The 18,766-nt window shown below is 43.5% G+C and carries 14 protein-coding genes; 10 read left to right on the forward strand and 4 right to left on the reverse strand.

Translation table 11 applies throughout. From position 1 onward, the window contains the following. The first annotated feature begins 28 nt into the window (after window positions 1-28). Both WH46_RS23330 and WH46_RS07800 read left to right on the forward strand, forming a co-directional pair. The gene (locus WH46_RS23330) at window positions 29-1,237 is read left to right on the forward strand and encodes a copper amine oxidase N-terminal domain-containing protein (RefSeq protein ID WP_052714154.1); all 1,209 of its coding nucleotides are present in this window, start codon (window positions 29-31) and stop codon (window positions 1,235-1,237) included. Between the two features lie 31 nt (window positions 1,238-1,268). Next, window positions 1,269-2,414, forward strand: coding sequence for a WG repeat-containing protein (locus WH46_RS07800; RefSeq protein ID WP_052714155.1), 1,146 nt, complete (start codon window positions 1,269-1,271; stop codon window positions 2,412-2,414). 127 nt (window positions 2,415-2,541) lie between these two features. Here WH46_RS07800 and WH46_RS07805 read toward each other — a convergent pair whose 3' ends face one another. Then, a complete protein-coding gene (locus WH46_RS07805) occupies window positions 2,542-3,774 on the reverse strand; it encodes an aminopeptidase (protein WP_046226300.1) in 1,233 nt (410 codons plus the stop codon). A 327-nt stretch (window positions 3,775-4,101) separates the two neighbouring features. Here WH46_RS07805 and WH46_RS07810 point away from each other — a divergent pair, with 327 nt between their 5' ends. Then, window positions 4,102-4,788 carry a serine/threonine protein kinase gene (locus WH46_RS07810; protein WP_046226301.1) on the forward strand — a complete coding sequence of 229 codons (687 nt, stop codon included), beginning with the start codon at window positions 4,102-4,104 and terminating at the stop codon, window positions 4,786-4,788. Between the two features lie 242 nt (window positions 4,789-5,030). On the opposite strand, the gene WH46_RS07815 is transcribed toward WH46_RS07810, so the two are convergent. From WH46_RS07815 to WH46_RS07825, 3 genes are read right to left on the reverse strand one after another with little or no spacing between them, the layout of a single operon-like run. Further along, window positions 5,031-5,840, reverse strand: coding sequence for a methyl-accepting chemotaxis protein (locus WH46_RS07815; RefSeq protein ID WP_197088261.1), 810 nt, complete (start codon window positions 5,838-5,840; stop codon window positions 5,031-5,033). Window positions 5,841-5,873: 33 nt separating this feature from the next. Further along, the gene (locus WH46_RS07820; protein ID WP_046226303.1) at window positions 5,874-6,731 is read right to left on the reverse strand and encodes an MCP four helix bundle domain-containing protein; all 858 of its coding nucleotides are present in this window, start codon (window positions 6,729-6,731) and stop codon (window positions 5,874-5,876) included. 54 nt (window positions 6,732-6,785) lie between these two features. Further along, complete coding sequence (locus tag WH46_RS07825) at window positions 6,786-8,489, reverse strand: methyl-accepting chemotaxis protein (RefSeq protein ID WP_046226304.1); 1,704 nt, start codon at window positions 8,487-8,489, stop codon at window positions 6,786-6,788. A 372-nt stretch (window positions 8,490-8,861) separates the two neighbouring features. Here WH46_RS07825 and WH46_RS07830 point away from each other — a divergent pair, with 372 nt between their 5' ends. From WH46_RS07830 to WH46_RS07860, 7 genes are all read left to right on the forward strand, one after another. Further along, window positions 8,862-10,286 carry an aldehyde dehydrogenase family protein gene (locus tag WH46_RS07830; RefSeq protein ID WP_046226305.1) on the forward strand — a complete coding sequence of 475 codons (1,425 nt, stop codon included), beginning with the start codon at window positions 8,862-8,864 and terminating at the stop codon, window positions 10,284-10,286. A 570-nt stretch (window positions 10,287-10,856) separates the two neighbouring features. Continuing rightward, complete coding sequence (locus WH46_RS07835; RefSeq protein WP_046226306.1) at window positions 10,857-12,527, forward strand: M4 family metallopeptidase; 1,671 nt, start codon at window positions 10,857-10,859, stop codon at window positions 12,525-12,527. Window positions 12,528-13,055: 528 nt separating this feature from the next. After that, complete coding sequence (locus tag WH46_RS07840; protein WP_046226307.1) at window positions 13,056-14,702, forward strand: M4 family metallopeptidase; 1,647 nt, start codon at window positions 13,056-13,058, stop codon at window positions 14,700-14,702. A gap of 325 nt (window positions 14,703-15,027) precedes the next feature. Continuing rightward, window positions 15,028-16,095 carry a class II fructose-bisphosphatase gene (gene glpX / locus WH46_RS07845; protein WP_017812161.1) on the forward strand — a complete coding sequence of 356 codons (1,068 nt, stop codon included), beginning with the start codon at window positions 15,028-15,030 and terminating at the stop codon, window positions 16,093-16,095. A gap of 172 nt (window positions 16,096-16,267) precedes the next feature. Further along, complete coding sequence (locus WH46_RS07850; RefSeq protein ID WP_046226308.1) at window positions 16,268-17,077, forward strand: (2Fe-2S)-binding protein; 810 nt, start codon at window positions 16,268-16,270, stop codon at window positions 17,075-17,077. Beyond that, window positions 17,074-17,604: a metallophosphoesterase family protein gene (locus tag WH46_RS07855; protein ID WP_046226309.1), complete on the forward strand. Its 531-nt coding sequence runs from the start codon at window positions 17,074-17,076 to the stop codon at window positions 17,602-17,604. Before WH46_RS07850 ends, WH46_RS07855 begins: the two co-directional genes overlap by 4 nt. A gap of 334 nt (window positions 17,605-17,938) precedes the next feature. Then, entirely contained in the window at window positions 17,939-18,613 is a 675-nt protein-coding gene (locus tag WH46_RS07860) for a pectate lyase (protein ID WP_046226310.1), read from the forward strand. Window positions 18,614-18,766: the final 153 nt, after the last annotated feature.

The following is an 18,766-nucleotide window of genomic DNA, read 5'->3' on the forward strand; positions in this document are numbered from 1 at the left end:
TGCGCTTTTTTCTAGTTTTGGATAAAATATGAACAGGAGATTTTATAAAGCTATTCAAGATCAAAATCATTCACGTATTAACGATATAAAGGAACTTATGATGTTAAAGAAAAGCATTTATTTAATTAGCACGATAACGTTATCATTCACTTTATTTACATGTTCTGCAATAGCAGCTTCTTCCAGCGAATTGAAATTAAAGATTGATGGAAAAATGCTAACAAGTCAGCAGCCTTTAATGATTGCCAGTTCGGTCTTTGTTCCTGTAGATACCGTCAAAAATTTCCCCGGTTTCCGTATAGAGTGGGATAATCAGACAAAGACCGCTACGATAATAAATACTGAAAATAAAGAGACCATACAAATAACGGCAGGACAGACAAAAGCTTATAAAAATAAAAGAGTAATAACAATGGCTGCACCGTTACATATCATACAAGGAAAAGCATATGTTCCTTTTCGGTTTGTTGGTGAATCGCTGGGAGCGAAGGTAAACTGGGATCAGAAGTCGCGAACAGTTAGTATTTCTACAAACCAGCCTGCAAATCATAATAATGATAATCAGAATAACAGCTTGATCCATTATTTTAAGTCCATTCATACTGATGTGACAGTTCATGGAGACGATATCAGATGGCAGCAAGGTAATGTTTCATTTACTGCCCAACTTACTGAATCCACTGGCGAAGGGGTACACGAATCCGATAAAGTAGTAAGTTCCATGAAGATTCAAAGTGGAGAAGAGGAGTATACTCCCCAACTTGAATCTGCGCCTCTACGTATTAACTCTTTGTCACTGTCTTCGGCTCATTATTTAGCTGTAGATGTGAGTGATCATGAAGGAACAAGATTAATCATAGTCGATCTGACAGATGGTTCCTATAAAGTACTAAATCAACTCCAGAAAAGCGCAACCGGATCAAACAGTGAGAAAATTGATGCATATAACTGGTCACCGGATGGAAGTCAAATTGCCTTTGGTATTGGTAATCTGGGCTCCAGTTATATTGCTATGTATGATACAAAAAACCAAAAAATATCATTATTGTCCCAGCAAAATTATAGTCTTATTACTGGTTTGGCCTGGGCAACAGATGGGCATTCATTTAGCTTTATAGCCGAAGATGCAGATTCAGTAATGATATATCGGTATAATGGACATAAAGTTGCCAAAACAGGTACTATCTCAGAAAAAGATCGGCAGGAATTGATCAATAACACACCCAAATTTTATTAACCGCCAACCGGTATAAAGGAGATAGGTACACATGAATAAAATAACTGGCAAAGCAGCATCTGTTTTTGCACTAACTGTGATGTTAACGATAGGAGCTTCTGAGGGTATAACGTATTCCGCACCTTCCCAACTGAATCAAAATAATAATGCAGAGAATAGGTTAGCCATACCGGCTGCAAGTAGCATTAAAGAGGAAAAGGTTCCGATTGAATACGGTCCTGTACCTACTCAAAGTGATGGTATGTTTCATGATGGACTGTTATTAGCAAATAAAGCCAATGGCAAAGATGTGTTTTATAATTCCAAAGGTAAAGAAGCGTTCACTTTACCGAATCATTTGATTCCAATCACTGATTTTCATAATCAACGAGCCTTGGTTGAGGATACTTCGACGAAACTGGTCGGTTATATCAATACAAAAGGAGAATTGGTCATTCCTTGCATTTATGCAGAAACTACAGGCTTTTCGGATGGAATTGCTTTCGTAAAAAAAAGCAAGAATGATAATGGTGCGTTCATTACACCCGATGGAAAATCAATAACCAATTTAAAAAAATCGTATTCTTCTGATTATTCATTTTCTGAAGGATTAGCTTTGGCCTACTCGCCTAACAACGATAAAATTGGATATTTAAACAAAAAGGGTACTCTTGTTATTCCATACACCTATAAATATGGACGCAGTTTCTCCGAAAATGCAGTTGCTGTTCAAAATTCCCAAGAAAAATATGGTTTTATTGATTCCAAGGGCAAAGTGATTGTTCCATTTCAATATCAAAGTGCAGGAGACTTTTCTCAAGGGTTAGCACCTGTGCAAAACGAATCGGGACTGTGGGGATATATTAATAGAAAAGGGGAAGTAGTTATTCCTTTTCAATATGCTTTGGCAGATAGTTTTAGTGAAGGACTAGCGGCAGTCTATAATAAACAAGGAAAAGCAGGCTATGTGAATAAACAAGGGAAATTAATGATTGGATATCAGTATGATAAAGCTTTATCATTTGGAAATGGCATAGCTGCAGTAGGTGTTCAAACAAAAACAGGCAGGAAATATGGATATATTAATACAGACGGCAAGCTGGTCACACCATTGCGGTATAAACGAGTCAATTCGTTTCATGAAAATATGGCTGTAGCATCCATCTCAGACCAAACAGCCGTTATTTTGACAAAATAATCTTCCTTTAAATAGAAATGCACCTCTGAATAAATTTTAGCATGTTATAAAAGCTAAAGTTTATATACAGAGGTGCATTTTGTATTGATTACATGTATTATCCTGGAATATTAATCAAATCTACGTATTAAAACGCCCAACCGCCCTGTTTGAATACAGGTTCTTCCTGGCCATCTTCTGTAATACCGTAAATATCCATCTCACCGGAACCAATCATAAAGTCTACATGGACCAGACTGTTATTCAGACCACGTTCGGTTAGCTCTTCACGGGACATTTCCTTGCCACCCTGCAGGTTAAAGGCATAAGCGCTGCCGATCGCCAGGTGGTTGGAAGCATTCTCGTCGAACAGAGTATTATAGTAGAGAATATTGGACATGGAAATTGGAGAACGATGTGGTACCAGAGCGACTTCACCCAGATAATGAGCACCTTCATCCATTTCTACAAGATGCTGCAGAGTATCCTGTCCTTTTTCCGCTTCAACGCCAACAATGCGGCCATCTTTGAAGGTCAGCTTGAAGTTATCAATAATCGTACCTCCATAGCTGAGCGGTTTCGTGCTGCTCACATAGCCATTTACATCTGTTTTTAGTGGAGCGGTAAATACTTCTTCAGTCGGCATATTGGCGATAAATGCATCACCGCGCTGACTGATACTGTCTGCTGCTGCCCAGATATGACCTTTTGGCAGACCAATAGTCAGATCGGTGCCTGGAGCTACATAATGAAGCTGCTTGTAGGCTTTGTTATTCAGATAATCGGATTTTTCATTCAATGTTTTCACATGAGCTTCCCATGCTGTAATTGCATCGCCTTCACCTACGCGTACCGCTTTGAAAATATAATCCCACATAGTGTTTACTTGCTCTTCAGGCGATTCATTCGGGAATACTTTGGCTGCCCATGAATCGGAAGGAACAGCAACAATCGACCAGCTGAGCTTGTCGGATTGTACGTATTCACGATATTTGGACAATACGATACTGGATGATTTTTGTGAAGCGGCGATACGCTTGGAATCAATGCCTTTGAGCAGATCCGGATCATCGGATACTACATGGAGAACCGCTCCGCCATCGACCGCCAGCTCTTCCATCTCGGCTGCATACCATTTAGGACCGATCTCGAATGATTCATCCGGTGCCAGTTCGTAGCGCAGACGTGTAATCTGATCATCATTCCAGTTTACTTTAACCAGCGCAGCGCCGGCTTCATAAGCTTTGCGGGTAACAAGACGTACAAATTCAGCTGCATGGATGGGAGCATTAATAATAAAGCGTTGTCCCGGCTGAATATTCACACCAACGCGGACAGCGAGTTCAGCATATTGTTCGAGCTTTGTTTGGAAATCTGACATGAATAATTCCTCCATTTCGACTAACTGCAAAAGTATGGGCTTCGCCCGCGGGTAGTAATTCCCACTACAGGGAATTACAATTAAAAACCCGTCTTATCCATTCTACAGGAACCGAAGCATGTTGAAAACTGTAAACGCTTATTTCCAGTCATATGTACGATGTAGATAGTTACATATAATGTAAGAGAAGTTGGAATGTGACTGAAAATAAGCTAGAATACATGGTAATTCCCGTTGTTAAATGAGAGTATTCGTGTATATAACTATATAGCGTTTGGATCAGGCTTCATTATATATTTCAGTGGGATGCAGGAGAGGAGCACCTATATGAATACAGAGTGGAAAGCAGCGGAGGAAGCGCTGCGAAGAATAGGAGTAAATGGTAGTGAAGATAACGAACTGGTGGTAATATCCGGCTATGCCGATGGTGTGCGCTGTATTGGCATTGGTACGGATGCAGCTGTCTTCACTTATGATCAGGCTCCTGGATTTGCCTACAAAATTTTTGCGCCACAGGCTATTAGTAAAATTCCTGTCGAGGTCTCCGTCTATGACAAGCTCCAAGGATCGCCGTATTTTCCAATATGTTATGGACATGGAGCGAATTATCTGGTGATGAGTTATGAAGCGGGACCTACACTTCAAGATTGTCTATTGCAGGGAATCGAAGTGCCGGAACAGGTGATTCTGGATGTAGAGACGGCGCGGGAATACGTGCGGAGCGTTGGGCTCAATCCCAGGGATATTCATCTCAAAAATGTAATCGTCCAGGACGGACATGCCAAAGTCATCGACGTATCCGAATATGTACACGAAGGAGATGACAAGCGCTGGGACCATCTGGTCTGGGCCTATTATCAGTTTTATGACCGAATTGCAGGCAAAAGTATTCCTTCATGGGTACTGGATACGATCAAAAACTGGTATTCCCGAATTGATCGAATGAACAACAATCTCAGCCTGGAAGACTTCGCCAAACGTGTAGGCGATTTATTCTCTAAATACATGAAATAAAAAATATCAAGATAAGTTCTTTGCGCTGCATGTTTAAAAGAAAAGACACACATCAAAAAGCTGCATTTCCGAAGGAATGCAGCTTTTTGGTATTGGAGCTTTCTGGTGGTTGACAGCCTTGGGACACCCTGACTGTAACCAACTTGCTCTCTATAACAATCAAATATATATAAAGGTCATCAGGCAAAGCCTTCCAACTCTTACAAGTTAACAGATTGAGGATCGAGGGGAGAAAAGCATCCTTATACTTTGCAGAAAGCAATCATTTGCTGCAGTTCTTCCGCCATTACCGACAGATGTCTTGCAGAAGAAGCTACATCTTCCATTGTAGATAATTGTTCTTCACTTGCTGCATTCATTTCCTGAATACCTGCTGAGCCCTGCTCGGACAATGCACTCAGATGCTCCATTGCTTCGGCAATAGAATGGGATTTGCTGCTGACATTAACGATCTTGTCACGTGTACCGCCGATTTGCTGAACAGTGGTTACGACAGACTGCTGGATCGCTTCAAAAGCTACACTTACGCGCTTGCTGCTGTCTACACCTGCTTGAACATTATTAACGGAATCAGTCGCTTGGGCTACTGCATTCTGGCTTTCTGTCTGCACATCACTGATCAGCTGGGTGATCATGGTGGAAGACTCGGCAGCACTCTCCGCCAGCTTGCGGATTTCTTCGGCAACGACGGCAAATCCTTTGCCTGCTTCACCGGCACGTGCGGCTTCAATCGATGCATTCAGAGCCAGCAAGTTGGTTTGCTTGGCAATCTGCTGAATCGCGGAAGATGCATAACTGATCTGATCGGATTTATTATTCAGACTGTTCATCACACTGAGATTATCGTGAATACCGGTGGACAGGCGCTGGATGATATCTGTAATTTCACGTACTTCATTCAGTCCTTCATCAGCAGCATCCTGCATAGAACTGGTCAGGGTACGAATCTCTGCACTGTTATTTTGTACATCCTGCATCTGTTGAGCCATATCATTTACTGAATCGGTCACATGAATAATAGTATCGGTCTGGGAAGTAAAGCCGGTAGACAATTCGCCGGAGGACACTGCGATATGGGCTGAAGCCTAGGAAGTCTGTTCGGCACTGGCTGTCAATTCCTCGGAAGCTGCAGACAGTGTCATTGCACTCTCATCAACACTTTTGATGATTTTGCGCATGCTGCCAATAAGTGTATTGAATGCTTTGGCAACCTGACCGATCTCGTCACCTGCATCATGCTGGGCGACGACAGTCAGATCACCTTCTGCTGCAGAAGTCATCAATTCCTGTACTTCGCGCAGTGGACGCACAATCAGACGAACAATCCAGATACCGAGCAGCAAGGAGACAAGTAATCCGATTGCAGATACAACAATAGTAACAAGTACAGCTTGATGGTAACTGGAATCAGCATCTGCTTTGCTCTGAGCAGCTTCTTGCATCATATTTTCACGGATTTGATTAAGCAGATCATTGAGACTCAAGCGGATCTTCTCCAATTCCGCATAAGAGGATTCGGCTGCTGGCACATTATTTTCCGAGACAGCTTTGAGTACACTTTCGCGAGTGGCGGAGAATGTAGTGGCGACTTCAACCAGTTTGGCAGCCAGAGGTTGGTTTTGTGCACTTAGCTGGGTTTGCCCCACAACGTCATATTGCTTTTTGGTATCGGCTGCAGTGGCTTGAATCTCATTGATCCATTGTGCGCTATCGGATGTATCGGTTGAGGTAAACAGTTTGAGCAGCTTTGTCGCATTGGAACTGTAATTGATAATGATCTGATCCATAGCAGTGATTGGTTTGATATTGTTGGTGTACATATTGGTAGCTATACCGGACATCTGTTCAGTTGAACGGATACCGTTAACGGAGATGGCAGCCAGAACGAGCAGATTGACAATAATCAAAATAATAATCTTGGTGCGGACTTTCAGGTTTTTCATAAGAACAGCCTCATTTCATTAGAGTTGGCAATGCGTATATATATTTATTGGAATTTAGACTTTGAAGCGGGCGAGCGCATTCTGCAGATTCTCGGCAAGTTCAGACAGGTAGCGAGCGGAACCGGATACTTCTTCCATTGTAGACAGCTGTTCTTCACTGGCAGCACCTGTCTGCTGAATACCTGCAGAGCTCTGTTCGGTAATCGCACTGACATGTTCCATGGCTTCTGCAATGTTCTCGGATTGGCGGGCGACTTGCTGGATCATTTCACTGGAGATACCGATTTTGCCTGAAGTGGCATCCACTGATTCACGGATAGCTTCGAATGCGGTATTTACACGTACACTGCTCTGTACACTGGCTTGAATACTGGCAGAAGATTGATTAACCTGCTCTACAGCAGCCCGGCTAGTATCTTGAATCGATTGCACCATATCGGAGATTTCTTTGGAGGAATCGGCAGCACCAGTAGCCAATTTGCGTATTTCTTCGGCGACTACAGCGAATCCCCGACCGGCTTCACCGGCACGTGCTGCTTCAATAGAAGCATTCAGTGCGAGCAGATTGGTTTGCTGGGCGATTTGCTGGATAGAAGAAGAAGCAAGACCGATCTGATCAGATGTCGTATTCAGTTGTGTCATTACACGCAGATTCTGCTCCATATCTATAGATAATCCCTTGATTAAACGGGTAATTTCATTCACTTCCTGCAGACCGTTATGAGCGGCTGTTGTCATGTGTTCGGTAAGCTGATTGATTTCCTGACTGTTGGTAGATACATGCCCCATTTTCTCGTACATAGAGCTGACTGATTGATTAACCTGATTCACGGATTCTACCTGGGATTCAATACCAGTCGACATTTCATTAGTAGCAACAGCGATATGTTCAGCAGCCTGTGCAGTCTGTTCAGCGCTGGCAGTTAGCTCTTCGGCTGAAGCAGACAGGGTAAGTGCACTCTCATCCACCTGACGGATGATTGCTTTTACATTGCCAAGCATAGCGTTAAAAGAAGAAGTAACCATACCAATCTCATCTCTGGATTTATAATCTCCGGATACGGTGAGATCACCATCGCCCGCTCTGCTCATTAATTGTTGCAGTTGAGCCAGTGGACGGGTGATCATCCGGCTAATAATAAAACCGAATAGCAGAGAAAGCAGGATACCGGCAGCAATTACAGACACCAGTATAATTTTGGACCAAAAAGCGGAAGATTCGATCTGTTGACTGGTAGCCGCAGCTTCCTGAGTGAGTTGACTATTTAGACTTTTGGTCGCTGCATTCATTGCCTGACGGATCGGTTCAACTTTGGAAGTGAACAGATTGTAGGCTTCTGTATTATCGTTCTGCAGGGAAAGGGATTCTACTTGCTGAAGCAAGCTCTGATAGGTAGTCAAATTGCTTTTGTATTGATTGTATAGATCAGCGGAAGCGGAAGTGAGTGTAATAGTATTCAGATGAGTGTACAGTTGTTCATTGGAGGCTGTACGTTCCAGAATGGTATTTTTTAATTCATTATTGCGTTGCTGGTCTTTGGTTATCATCAGTTCCATAATGGCGGATTCAATCGTGCGGTTATCGATAATGACTTGATTGATGTCCATACTGGCCAGCATATTCTGGTTGTACATCAGTTGGGCCTTAGCAGCTATATCATCTGTTGTCTGATATCCCGTAAAGCCTACAGCAGCCAGGAAAACGAGAGTAGCAGCAAGTAAAGCGAGTATTTTTGTTTTTACTTTCAAATGGCGCATAGATCGTATCTCCTTGTTGTCGAAATTGTCGAAATGGTAATATTCCCTATAGCTGTTTGTCGAAAATTGACAGCAGCGTTATAATGAGAAGATCAGCTTGTCATTGATTCAGCTAATCTAAATAGTCATATAAATCAGGGGTACTAGCCATTTTAGTTGGTAAGTTATATGTCGGACAACTAGTTCTATTTGATTATACTAAATTGGACAAAATATATAATTTAGTTGAATTTTGTCGAAAAAATGGTAATTTAGTGATTCTAAAGAACTAATTAGATTACTGAGTTGCAGAGTTGTGTATACATTAATGGAGGCAACTTATCGATTGTTCCAAGTCACAATTCAATGAATAAAAAGAAAGAAGGGTTACCAATGAAAAAAGATTTATACATTAATGGAGTATGGACGCCTGCAGAATCCTACAAAGCGTTATACTCTCCATATAGCAGAGAACAAATTGCCGAAGTCGCAGAAGCGAATGCCGAGGAAGCAAAGCTGGCGATTACTGCTGCTTATGATGCAAAAGAGACGATGCGCAATATGCCGGCTCATCGCCGCGCATCTATTTTGGAAAAACTGGCACAGTTATTACAGGAGCGAGGGGAAGAAGCTGCCCGCTTGATTGCGCTGGAGGGATCCAAACCGCTGAGTGCAGCCCGTGGAGAGATTGCCCGTACTATTGAGACTTACAAATTTGCCGCGGAAGAAGCCAAGCGTATTCATGGAGAGACTATTCCTCTTGATGCAGCAGCCACCGGAGAAGGACGTACTGCGTATACTATCAAAGAACCGGTTGGTGTGGTCGGAGCCATTACACCGTTCAATTTCCCAATGAACCTGGTAGCCCACAAGGTGGGTCCAGCCATTGCAGCCGGTAATACACTAGTATTGAAACCTGCAGAACAGACCCCATTGTCTTCATTACTGCTAGCAGAATTGCTGAAAGAAGCAGGACTACCTGCTGGAGCGCTCAATGTAGTAACCGGTGACGGCAAGATCGTAGGCGATGTGATCGTAACGGATGAGCGAGTCAAAGCACTTTCCTTTACAGGTAGTCCTGCAGTAGGCATCTCGATCCGTGCACGAGCAGGGCTGAAAAAAGTAACACTGGAGCTGGGTTCGAACTCCGGACTTATTATTGATGCAGATACTGATATAGCTGCGATGATGGATCGGGTAGTATCCGGGGCATTCTCCAATCAGGGACAGGTCTGTATTTCGGTACAGCGAATCTATGTACATGAACAGATTTATGATGATTTTGTACAGCTGTTGGTAGAGAAGACAGCACAGTTGAAGATAGGAGATCCGCTAGCCGAGCATACCGATGTGGCAGCGATGATTGCGCCCAAGGAACAGCAGCGCGCAGTAGAATGGATCAAAGAAGCTGTAGAACAGGGAGCACAGATCGCTTATGGCGGCAAAGTGGAGAATGAATTGCTGCTACCTACCGTACTGCTGAATGTACAGCCCGAATCGAAGGTGGCTTGTCGTGAAGTATTTGCACCGATTGTTATGATCAATAAGGTATCGGGAGTAAATGAAGCAATCGCAGCAGTGAATCAGTCAGACTATGGCTTGCAGGCAGGGATTTATACGAAGCAGCTGAATACAGCTTTCCAGGCTGTGCGTGAGTTGGAGGTAGGCGGCGTCATTATTAATGATATTCCAACATTCCGGGTCGATCATATGCCGTATGGCGGGGTTAAACAAAGTGGAACCGGACGTGAAGGAATAAAGTATGCCATGGAAGAAATGATGGAGACCAAACTGGTTGTATTCAAACATGAGAGTTAATCATAATCAGAAGGAAGCAGCTCGCCAAGAGGCGACTGCTTCCTTTTTTTTGTATGTGATTATGGAAACTACTTATAAAACAGAAAAGCATATGTATATATTTTCCTGATTCTTATATAAATATGTGTTTATTATAGGTGAATAAATTTTTAATATTAAAATATTACTTTAAAAAGTGAATTAAAACTTCTTAACGTGAAATTTTTACTGTTTTTTTGACCATTTGTTAATAAATCAGACTGTTAATGTTAACTATCTAAGTATTTTTACACTTTTTTCTAATTTTCATCTAAAAAAGTATTTATTTTTTTTAGGAATCATGATACGCTTTCTCCCAACACCAAGACCTATCCATTATTTGCAAGAAAAGGACAAATAGTTAACATGAAAGGTGGGATGCCTCGGATCTCATATTGTCGCTCTGTTGTTTGTGGCCCGCTGTACATAGCTGGCAAAACGGTTCACCGGCAAGCTGTTTTACCAATCGGCAGAATGATCATTTTCATTCAGGCTTCAACGCTGTGCAGACAGCATCAATTCCAAAAAACCAAATGAACAGGAGAGAATACTTTGAAAAAAACCGCTACTCTTTTACTCGCAGGAAGCTTACTTGTAGGTGCCAGCTCTTCCGTATTTGCAGCAGATACCAATGACCTGGCGCCACTGGGTGATTACACGCCCAAGCTGATTAACCAGCCAACTACAATTACTGGAGCATCCGGCGATGAGAAAGTTTGGAAATTCCTGGACAAACAAAAACGCACACTTGTTAGTGGTGGTGCCGAGTCCCAGGATGTCAAAGATCTGTTTGAGATTACAAAAAGACAGGCTGATTCCAAAACAGGTACAGACCACTATCGTCTGAACCAGGTATATCAAGGTATTCCGGTATATGGTGCTGAACAGACACTCCACTTTGACAAATCAGGTAATGTATCCCTGTATATGGGTAAAGTGGTTAACGATCTGTCCGACAAACTGGGGACTTCCGAAGCAGCTACTCCCGAGAAGAAAGTAACCGAAGATGTCTATGCTGATGCAAAAGAAACAGTAGTCAGCGATACTTATAATCTGGTAACACCGGAAATAAGCGCTTCTGAAGCGATCAGTATTGCGCAAAAAGATGCTGCTTCCAAAGTAGGGTCACTGGGTGAAGCACAAATCGCACCTTCTGCCAAACTGTACATCTACGCTCCGGAAGGCAAAGAAGCGCGTCTGGCTTATGTCACTGAAGTGAACGTTCTGGAGCCGGCTCCGGTACGTACACGCTACTTTGTAGATGCCAAAGATGGATCGGTACTGTTCCAGTATGATCTGATCGAGCATGCTACAGGTACAGGTAAAGGTGTACTAGGCGACACCAAAACATTTACAGTAGGAACTTCCGGTTCCCGCTATGTGCTGACAGATACTACTCGTGGTAATGGTATTCAGACGTATACTGCAGCCAATCGTACATCTCTGCCGGGAACTACAGTATCCAGTACATCTACAACATTCAGCGATCCTGCATCCGTAGATGCTCATGCTTATGCAGCGCGCGTATATGATTTCTTCAAATCCAACTTTGGCCGTAACAGTATTGATGGCAGAGGAATGGCAATCCGTTCGACTACGCACTATTCCTCCAACTATAACAATGCATTCTGGAACGGTTCCCAAATGGTATATGGAGATGGCGATGGTACTACATTCATCCCATTGTCCGGCGACCTGGACGTAATCGGACATGAGCTGACTCACGGTGTAACCGAGAATACAGCGAACCTGGAGTACTATGGTCAATCGGGTGCACTGAATGAATCCATCTCGGATATGTTCGGTAACACGATCGAAGGAAAAAACTGGATGATCGGTGATGCTATCTATACACCGCGCGTATCTGGCGATGCATTGCGTTATATGGATAACCCGGAGAAAGGTGACCAACCTTCCCGTATGGATGACTTTGTGAACACATCTGCGGATAATGGCGGAGTGCACACCAACAGTGGTATTCCAAACAAATCGTTCTACCTGCTGGCTCAGGGCGGAACATTTGACGGCGTAAAAGTTACAGGTATTGGCCGCTCCCAGGCGATTCAGATCGTCTATCGTGCACTGAACTACTATCTGACTTCCACTTCCGATTTCTCTGACTATCGTTCTGCGATGATCCAGGCTTCCACAGATCTGTATGGTGCAAACTCTGCACAGACTACAGCTGTGAAAAACTCTCTGAGCGCTGTCGGAATTCTGTAATTACCGACTTGTTAACTGAAATCATCATCTCTTCATGAGATGACTCCATGATCTCCTCTTTGCCAGATGGCAGGGAGGAGATTATGTTATTTAAAAACAGAATAAATCAAAGTGTAATTAATATTCTGTTCGTTTTATCCATATGTATCTAATTGAACATAAGTTGATTAATATAACATGGAGCGTTAACTATAAGAGGGAAATCAAAATAAAAAATTAACATTTAGCTAAAAATGTATTTATTTCCTTTAAGAATCATGTTATTATTTTTTCCAACAACAGGATTTACACCATATTATATACATTGAATGCAAGGAGGAGAGAAAGGAGAAGTAGCAGGACTTTTCCGTACATAAGGATCTACTGAAGCTTAATGTCTATATTTAATGTCTGTATAAGGGGTATACAGCAACGTGTCGACAATACAGGCAAGGAGATAGGATCAGTTTTTTTATGAGCGATATCTGTTTTGAAAGATAAGCTCGGTATTTGTATAACCATAAAACCAAGTGAACAGGGGAGAATACTTTGAAAAAAACAGTTGGTCTTTTAATCGCAGGAAGTTTGCTGGTAGGCGCGAATGCTTCCGTCTTTGCAGCAGGAACGAATGAGCTGGCACCACTGGGTGACTACACACCAAAAATGATTGCACAAACGACCGGAATCAGCGGTGGTTCAGGCGACGATAAAGTATGGAAGTTTCTCGAAAAGCAAAAACGCTCGCTGGTTGCAGACAGTGCGCAATCTGAGAATGTCAAAGAACTGTTCGAGATTACAAATCGTATGCCTGATGCTCAGACCGGTACAGATCATTATCGTTTAACTCAGACTTACAAAGGCATTCCGGTATACGGGGCAGAGCAGACTCTTCATTTTGACTCATCAGGCAATGTCTCTCTGTATATGGGTAAAGTCGTAGAAGATGTCTATGGCAAGCTGGACTCTCCGCGTCCGAAAGTGACTGAAGATGTCTATGCAGAGCCCCTGGAGACGGTCAAACCCCAAATTAACGAGACACGTGCAATCCGTATTGCAGAAGCAGATGCAGCACTACGTCTAGGACGAATTGGCGAATCGGTGAATGAGCCTTCTGCCAAGCTGTACATTTATGCTCCGGAAGGGAAAGAAGCCCATCTGGTCTATGTGACCGAAGTCAATGTACTTGATCCTGAACCGCTGCGTACCCGTTATTTTGTAGATGCCAAAGATGGATCGATCCTGCTGAAATATGATCTGCTTGAACATGCGACAGGTACAGGCAAAGGGGTGCTGGGCGATACCAAATCCTTTACGGTAGGCACTTCAGGTTCCCGTTATGTCATGATTGACTCCACACGCGGAAACGGTATCCAGACGTATACAGCTGCTAACCGCTCTTCTCTGCCGGGTACCACCGTATCCAGCACATCGACTACCTTTAATGATCCGGCTTCGGTAGATGCTCATACGTATGCAGGTAAAGTGTATGACTTTTACAAAAACAATTTTGGACGCAACAGCCTGGATGGACGAGGCATGCCGATCCGTTCGGTAACCCATTATGGCTCCCGTTATAATAATGCATTCTGGAATGGAAGTTACATGGTCTATGGCGATGGAGACGGCAGAACATTTATCCCGATCTCGGGTGCTCTGGATGTTGTTGGTCATGAGATGACACACGGTGTGATCGAGAAGACAGCCAATCTGGAGTACATGAACCAATCTGGTGCATTAAATGAAGCGATTGCCGATATGTTCGGTAATGTGATTGAAGGCGGTACCGACTGGCTGATTGGCGAAGATGTCTATACACCGTCTGTATCCGGGGATGCACTGCGTTCCATGTCCAATCCGAATCAATACGGCGACCCTGCTCATATGGATGAATTCAAAAATCTGCCGAATACAGAAGCTGGCGACTGGGGCGGCGTGCATACTAACAGTGGTATTCCGAACAAGCAGTTCTACCTGCTGGCACAGGGTGGAAGTTTTGAAGGAGTAAGTGTACAGGGACTGGGCAGATCGCAGGCCATTGGTATTGTTTATCGTGCGCTGACGCTGTATCTGACATCCACATCGGACTTCTCGGATTATCGTGCTGCGATGATTCAAGCTTCAACCGATCTGTATGGTGCAAGCTCTGCACAGACTACTGCAGTCAAAAGATCTTTTGATGCTGTGGGGATCTTATAAAATTGTATTTGATTTATACAGTAATATAGAAGAAACACAGTTCTATTCAAAAGCTTGTTCTAATAATAAAGTCTGCTCCTGTTACAAGGGTGCAGGCTTTATTTGTTGAGATCTAGGGAATGAACGTTGAAAACCAAATTTAATTTGTTGTTTTATGTCGCTAAATGTTGTTTATATATACATATAATTTTTCTTTATAGAGAGAATAAATTTGTTTTAAAAGAAAATTTACAAAAAAAGCAACAAAAATGCAAAGAAAGATGTTATTATAGTCAACATGTTAAAACATTTCTCTTTGAAAACCCACAAATAAGGAGTGGAAGACATGGAACGCGAATTGGCTTTGGAAATTGTAAGAGTAACAGAAGTAGCGGCATTGGCTTCGGCTCCCTGGATGGGTCGCGGTGATAAGAACAGCGCAGACGAGGCAGCAACACTGGCCATGAGAGCCATGTTCGATTCGGTATCGGTGAACGGTACGGTCGTTATCGGCGAAGGGGAAATGGATGAAGCGCCCATGCTGTATATTGGCGAGAAAGTGGGAAGCACAGAAGCACCGGAAGTAGACGTAGCCGTCGATCCATTGGAAGGCACAGTTATCGTAGCAAAGGGGTTGAATAATGCATTATCCGTTATTGCCGTAGCCGACAAGGGTAACCTGCTGCATGCTCCCGATATGTACATGGAGAAGCTCGCGGTAGGTCCCGCACTGGTAGGCAAGCTCAGTATTGAGGATCCGGTCGATGTCACGCTCCGCAAGGCAGCCAAAGCACTGGGCAAACGAATGGCAGATCTGACTGTCATGATTCTGGATCGTGATCGCCATGAGAGTATCATCAAGACACTGCGCAAGACAGGTGTACGGATCAAGTTCCTCAGTGATGGCGATGTAGCCGGAGCAATGGCGCCTGCTTTCCCAGAAGCAGGGATTGATCTGTATCTGGGTTCGGGTGGTGCACCAGAAGGTGTATTGGCTGCAGCTGCACTATCCTGCCTGGGCGGCGAACTGCAGGGTCGTTTGATGCCGGCCAATGCGGATGAGTTTGAACGTTGCAAAGCGATGGGCATCGAGAATCCGTATCAGGTACTTACCATGCAGGATATGATCGGCACCGACGATGTAATTTTTGCCGCTACGGGTGTAACGCCCGGTGAGATCCTGGGTGGAGTGAGATATCTGGCGGATGATCGTGCAGAGACGCATTCGATTGTAATGCGCGCCAAAACGAAAACGATCCGCTATATCAAGTCACTGCATTATCTACCGAATAAGGAAGTACTGCACAAGGTCAAACAGGTACAGTCCTCCGGACATCCGGAAGACCGCCGTGCGGCAGCTGTGAAAAAGCAGCCGATCGCAGCAGGCAAGCAGGAACAAACGCAATCCAGTTAAGGAGCAAGTCATGCTTCATTAGCAATACCTCCGTTATTGGGCAGTCCATTACACATGGGCTGCTTCTTTTTTGCGCTTTTATCGAAAAACAGTTCACGGATCGTTTGAAGTGATTATCAAATTGGTATAGGATAACAAGGATACCCGATGTGTGTGGAAAGGATGGGACCTGATGAATACCATACCCAACTGGGAGAGGCTGAGCAGACAATTTTATATTACGGATGAGCCTCACCCCGAAGCAATTTACCGTCAACCCTTTACAGAGTTATTTACTCGCGAAGGAATGGAGAAACTGCTGCAGTACTATGCTCCTCTGTTAAAAGCGGAAGATCTGCAGCCGGCAGCCACTTTTCTATGTTCATGGCTTACCGGCATCCCGCTGGCTGTACAGTATCATTTGTCCGTAGAACAGCAAGCACTGATGCTTGACCCAAAGCAGATGACACTCGAACTATACATGAGCGGTCCATACTGTCAATTTGCTTTTCATGTGAACCATCTGGACATAGAGCAGCTGCCTGCACCGGTTGTTGTAGATCAGCGTCAGGATTCTCGAGATCGGCATCTAGACGCCGTATATAGTGATATTTTGCGTCCAATGATGGAGCAGATGACCGAAATCTGTGGGGATCATGCCCGGATGTACTGGAGACAGATGCCGGCAAGATTCCATTATTATACGAATCAATGGAAAAATGGGATAGAGGATGAACAAGTCGTCCAGATGATCGACCGGGATCTTCATTATGTCATGAGCGAAATGCCGGCAGAAATATTTGGACTGTCCCGCAATCCGCTGCATGTACCGCCAAGACACACAATAAATATCGATGGTACGGGTGAAACCATATTGCGCAGTGCCTGCTGCCTGTTTCACCGGATGGAAGATGGGGAATATTGTTTTAATTGTCCTCAGATCAGTGAGGCGCTCAGGGAAGAACGACGCTTGGCCTATCAGAGCAGGGAGGGAAAAGTATGATTATAGGTGTAATCTCGGATACCCACCTGTTTAGTCGTCAGTTGGTGCTGCCGCAGCAGGTATGGGATGGATTTGAAGATGTTGATCTTATTTTGCATGCTGGAGATTTTTGTGACTGGGGAGTTCACGATCTGCTGAGCCAGATGGCGCCTGTTGAAGCGGTAGCAGGTAATAACGATCCACAGAGTATTGTCCACAAGCTGGGCCGGACAAAGATTATTGAAGCTGGCGGCAAGCGAATAGGTCTTGTACATGGAGATGGAGGTCTGGGAGGTAGCACGCCGGAGAAGGCTTTCAAGTCGTTTACCGAAGAAGACAAGGTGGACATTATAGTATTCGGTCATTCGCATGTGCCTTTTGCAGAATGGAAAAAAGGAATCCTGCTGTTCAACCCGGGTTCGCCTACAGACAAGCGTAGACAGTCGCAGTACTCTTACGGCAAAATATTTATTCAACCGGATGACATTACTTTTGAACATTACTATTTTGATAAAGAAAAGACCCGGGATTCGAGCATGACAAAGTGAAATAGCAAAATATAGAACAATATAAGGTATGAAATCAGAAAATAGCCATACTATTCGGGTATGGCTATTTGGCTTTGTCTGTGAATGTCACATTTTCATTTAATAATCATTCATTATAAGGGGTTTGTAAATACGTAGTTAGAAGACGAGGCATATTTATTAGAAAATTCAAAATATGTATTCTGATACATAATCAATATAAATGTAAATATATTCACCTTTATAATGCTTAAATATTATATGGATAATATAACTATGCAATGATATTGTTTACTTAAACCTGTATTGATTAATTTTAAGTAACAGGTTACAATATGAAGGAGCTGATACTCTTATGAAAAAATGGTTTACTTCTCTGCTGGCTGGTGCTGTACTGACGTCAATAATTACGGTAGTACCGGCAGCCTCTGCTGCAACCTCTGCAACTCCTGGTGTACAGAATACGACAATCATCGTTAAAAAAGGCGAAGTCTTTGACGGTAAGGGTCAACGCTATACGGCGGGAAGCGCATTGGGCGATGGCAGTCAAAAAGAAGGACAAAAACCAATTTTCCGTATAGAGGATGGCGGAACACTCAAAAATGTAGTACTCGGCTATCCTGCAGCTGACGGCGTGCATACATACGGGGATGCGAATCTGCAAAATATTGTCTGGGAAGATATTGGTGAAGATGCCATGACGATCAAGGAAAGCGGTAAAGTAACGCTTGATGGCGGCTCGGCAACCAATGGTGATGACAAGATGTTCCAGATTAATGCTGCATCCACATTTACAGTCAAAAACTTCAAAGGCTCCAAAGCCGGTAAATTTATTCGCCAGCTGGGTGGAAGCAAATTCAAGGTAGATGTCATTATCGACAGATGTGACATTTCCAACATGAAGGAAGCCATTTTCCGTACTGACAGTACAACCAGCACGGTGAAAATGACAAATACTCGTTACCATAGCGTGGGCGAGAAGTTTATCGGTGTGAAGCATATTACCGAGAGCGGCAACACTTCCTACTAATGCCTTTTCCTTACTATATAGCTTTCCCCCAACATGCTATATAGCGTATATATAATTTGGATGTCTATCCAGGGCACTGCACTTTGGCAGTGTCTTTTTTTTGTTTTTTTATGATTCTTTAAGTTTCCCATGAACTATTCTTAATGTTGTTCA

Origin of the sequence: Paenibacillus dauci, from assembly GCF_000971985.1 — a bacterium.
GTDB classification, from domain to species: Bacteria; Bacillota; Bacilli; order Paenibacillales; family Paenibacillaceae; genus Saccharibacillus; species Saccharibacillus dauci.

What these genes read in the sequence shown, in the direction of transcription:
- WH46_RS23330 (WP_052714154.1), top strand. Translation starts at nt 29, where the DNA reads ATGAACAGGAGATTTTATAAAGCTATTCAAGATCAAAATCATTCACGT.
- WH46_RS07800 (WP_052714155.1), top strand. Translation starts at nt 1,269, where the DNA reads ATGAATAAAATAACTGGCAAAGCAGCATCTGTTTTTGCACTAACTGTG.
- WH46_RS07805 (WP_046226300.1), bottom strand. Translation starts at nt 3,774, where the DNA reads ATGTCAGATTTCCAAACAAAGCTCGAACAATATGCTGAACTCGCTGTC.
- WH46_RS07810 (WP_046226301.1), top strand. Translation starts at nt 4,102, where the DNA reads ATGAATACAGAGTGGAAAGCAGCGGAGGAAGCGCTGCGAAGAATAGGA.
- WH46_RS07820 (WP_046226303.1), bottom strand. Translation starts at nt 6,731, where the DNA reads ATGAAAAACCTGAAAGTCCGCACCAAGATTATTATTTTGATTATTGTC.
- WH46_RS07825 (WP_046226304.1), bottom strand. Translation starts at nt 8,489, where the DNA reads ATGCGCCATTTGAAAGTAAAAACAAAAATACTCGCTTTACTTGCTGCT.
- WH46_RS07830 (WP_046226305.1), top strand. Translation starts at nt 8,862, where the DNA reads ATGAAAAAAGATTTATACATTAATGGAGTATGGACGCCTGCAGAATCC.
- glpX (WP_017812161.1), top strand. Translation starts at nt 15,028, where the DNA reads ATGGAACGCGAATTGGCTTTGGAAATTGTAAGAGTAACAGAAGTAGCG.
- WH46_RS07850 (WP_046226308.1), top strand. Translation starts at nt 16,268, where the DNA reads ATGAATACCATACCCAACTGGGAGAGGCTGAGCAGACAATTTTATATT.
- WH46_RS07855 (WP_046226309.1), top strand. Translation starts at nt 17,074, where the DNA reads ATGATTATAGGTGTAATCTCGGATACCCACCTGTTTAGTCGTCAGTTG.
- WH46_RS07860 (WP_046226310.1), top strand. Translation starts at nt 17,939, where the DNA reads ATGAAAAAATGGTTTACTTCTCTGCTGGCTGGTGCTGTACTGACGTCA.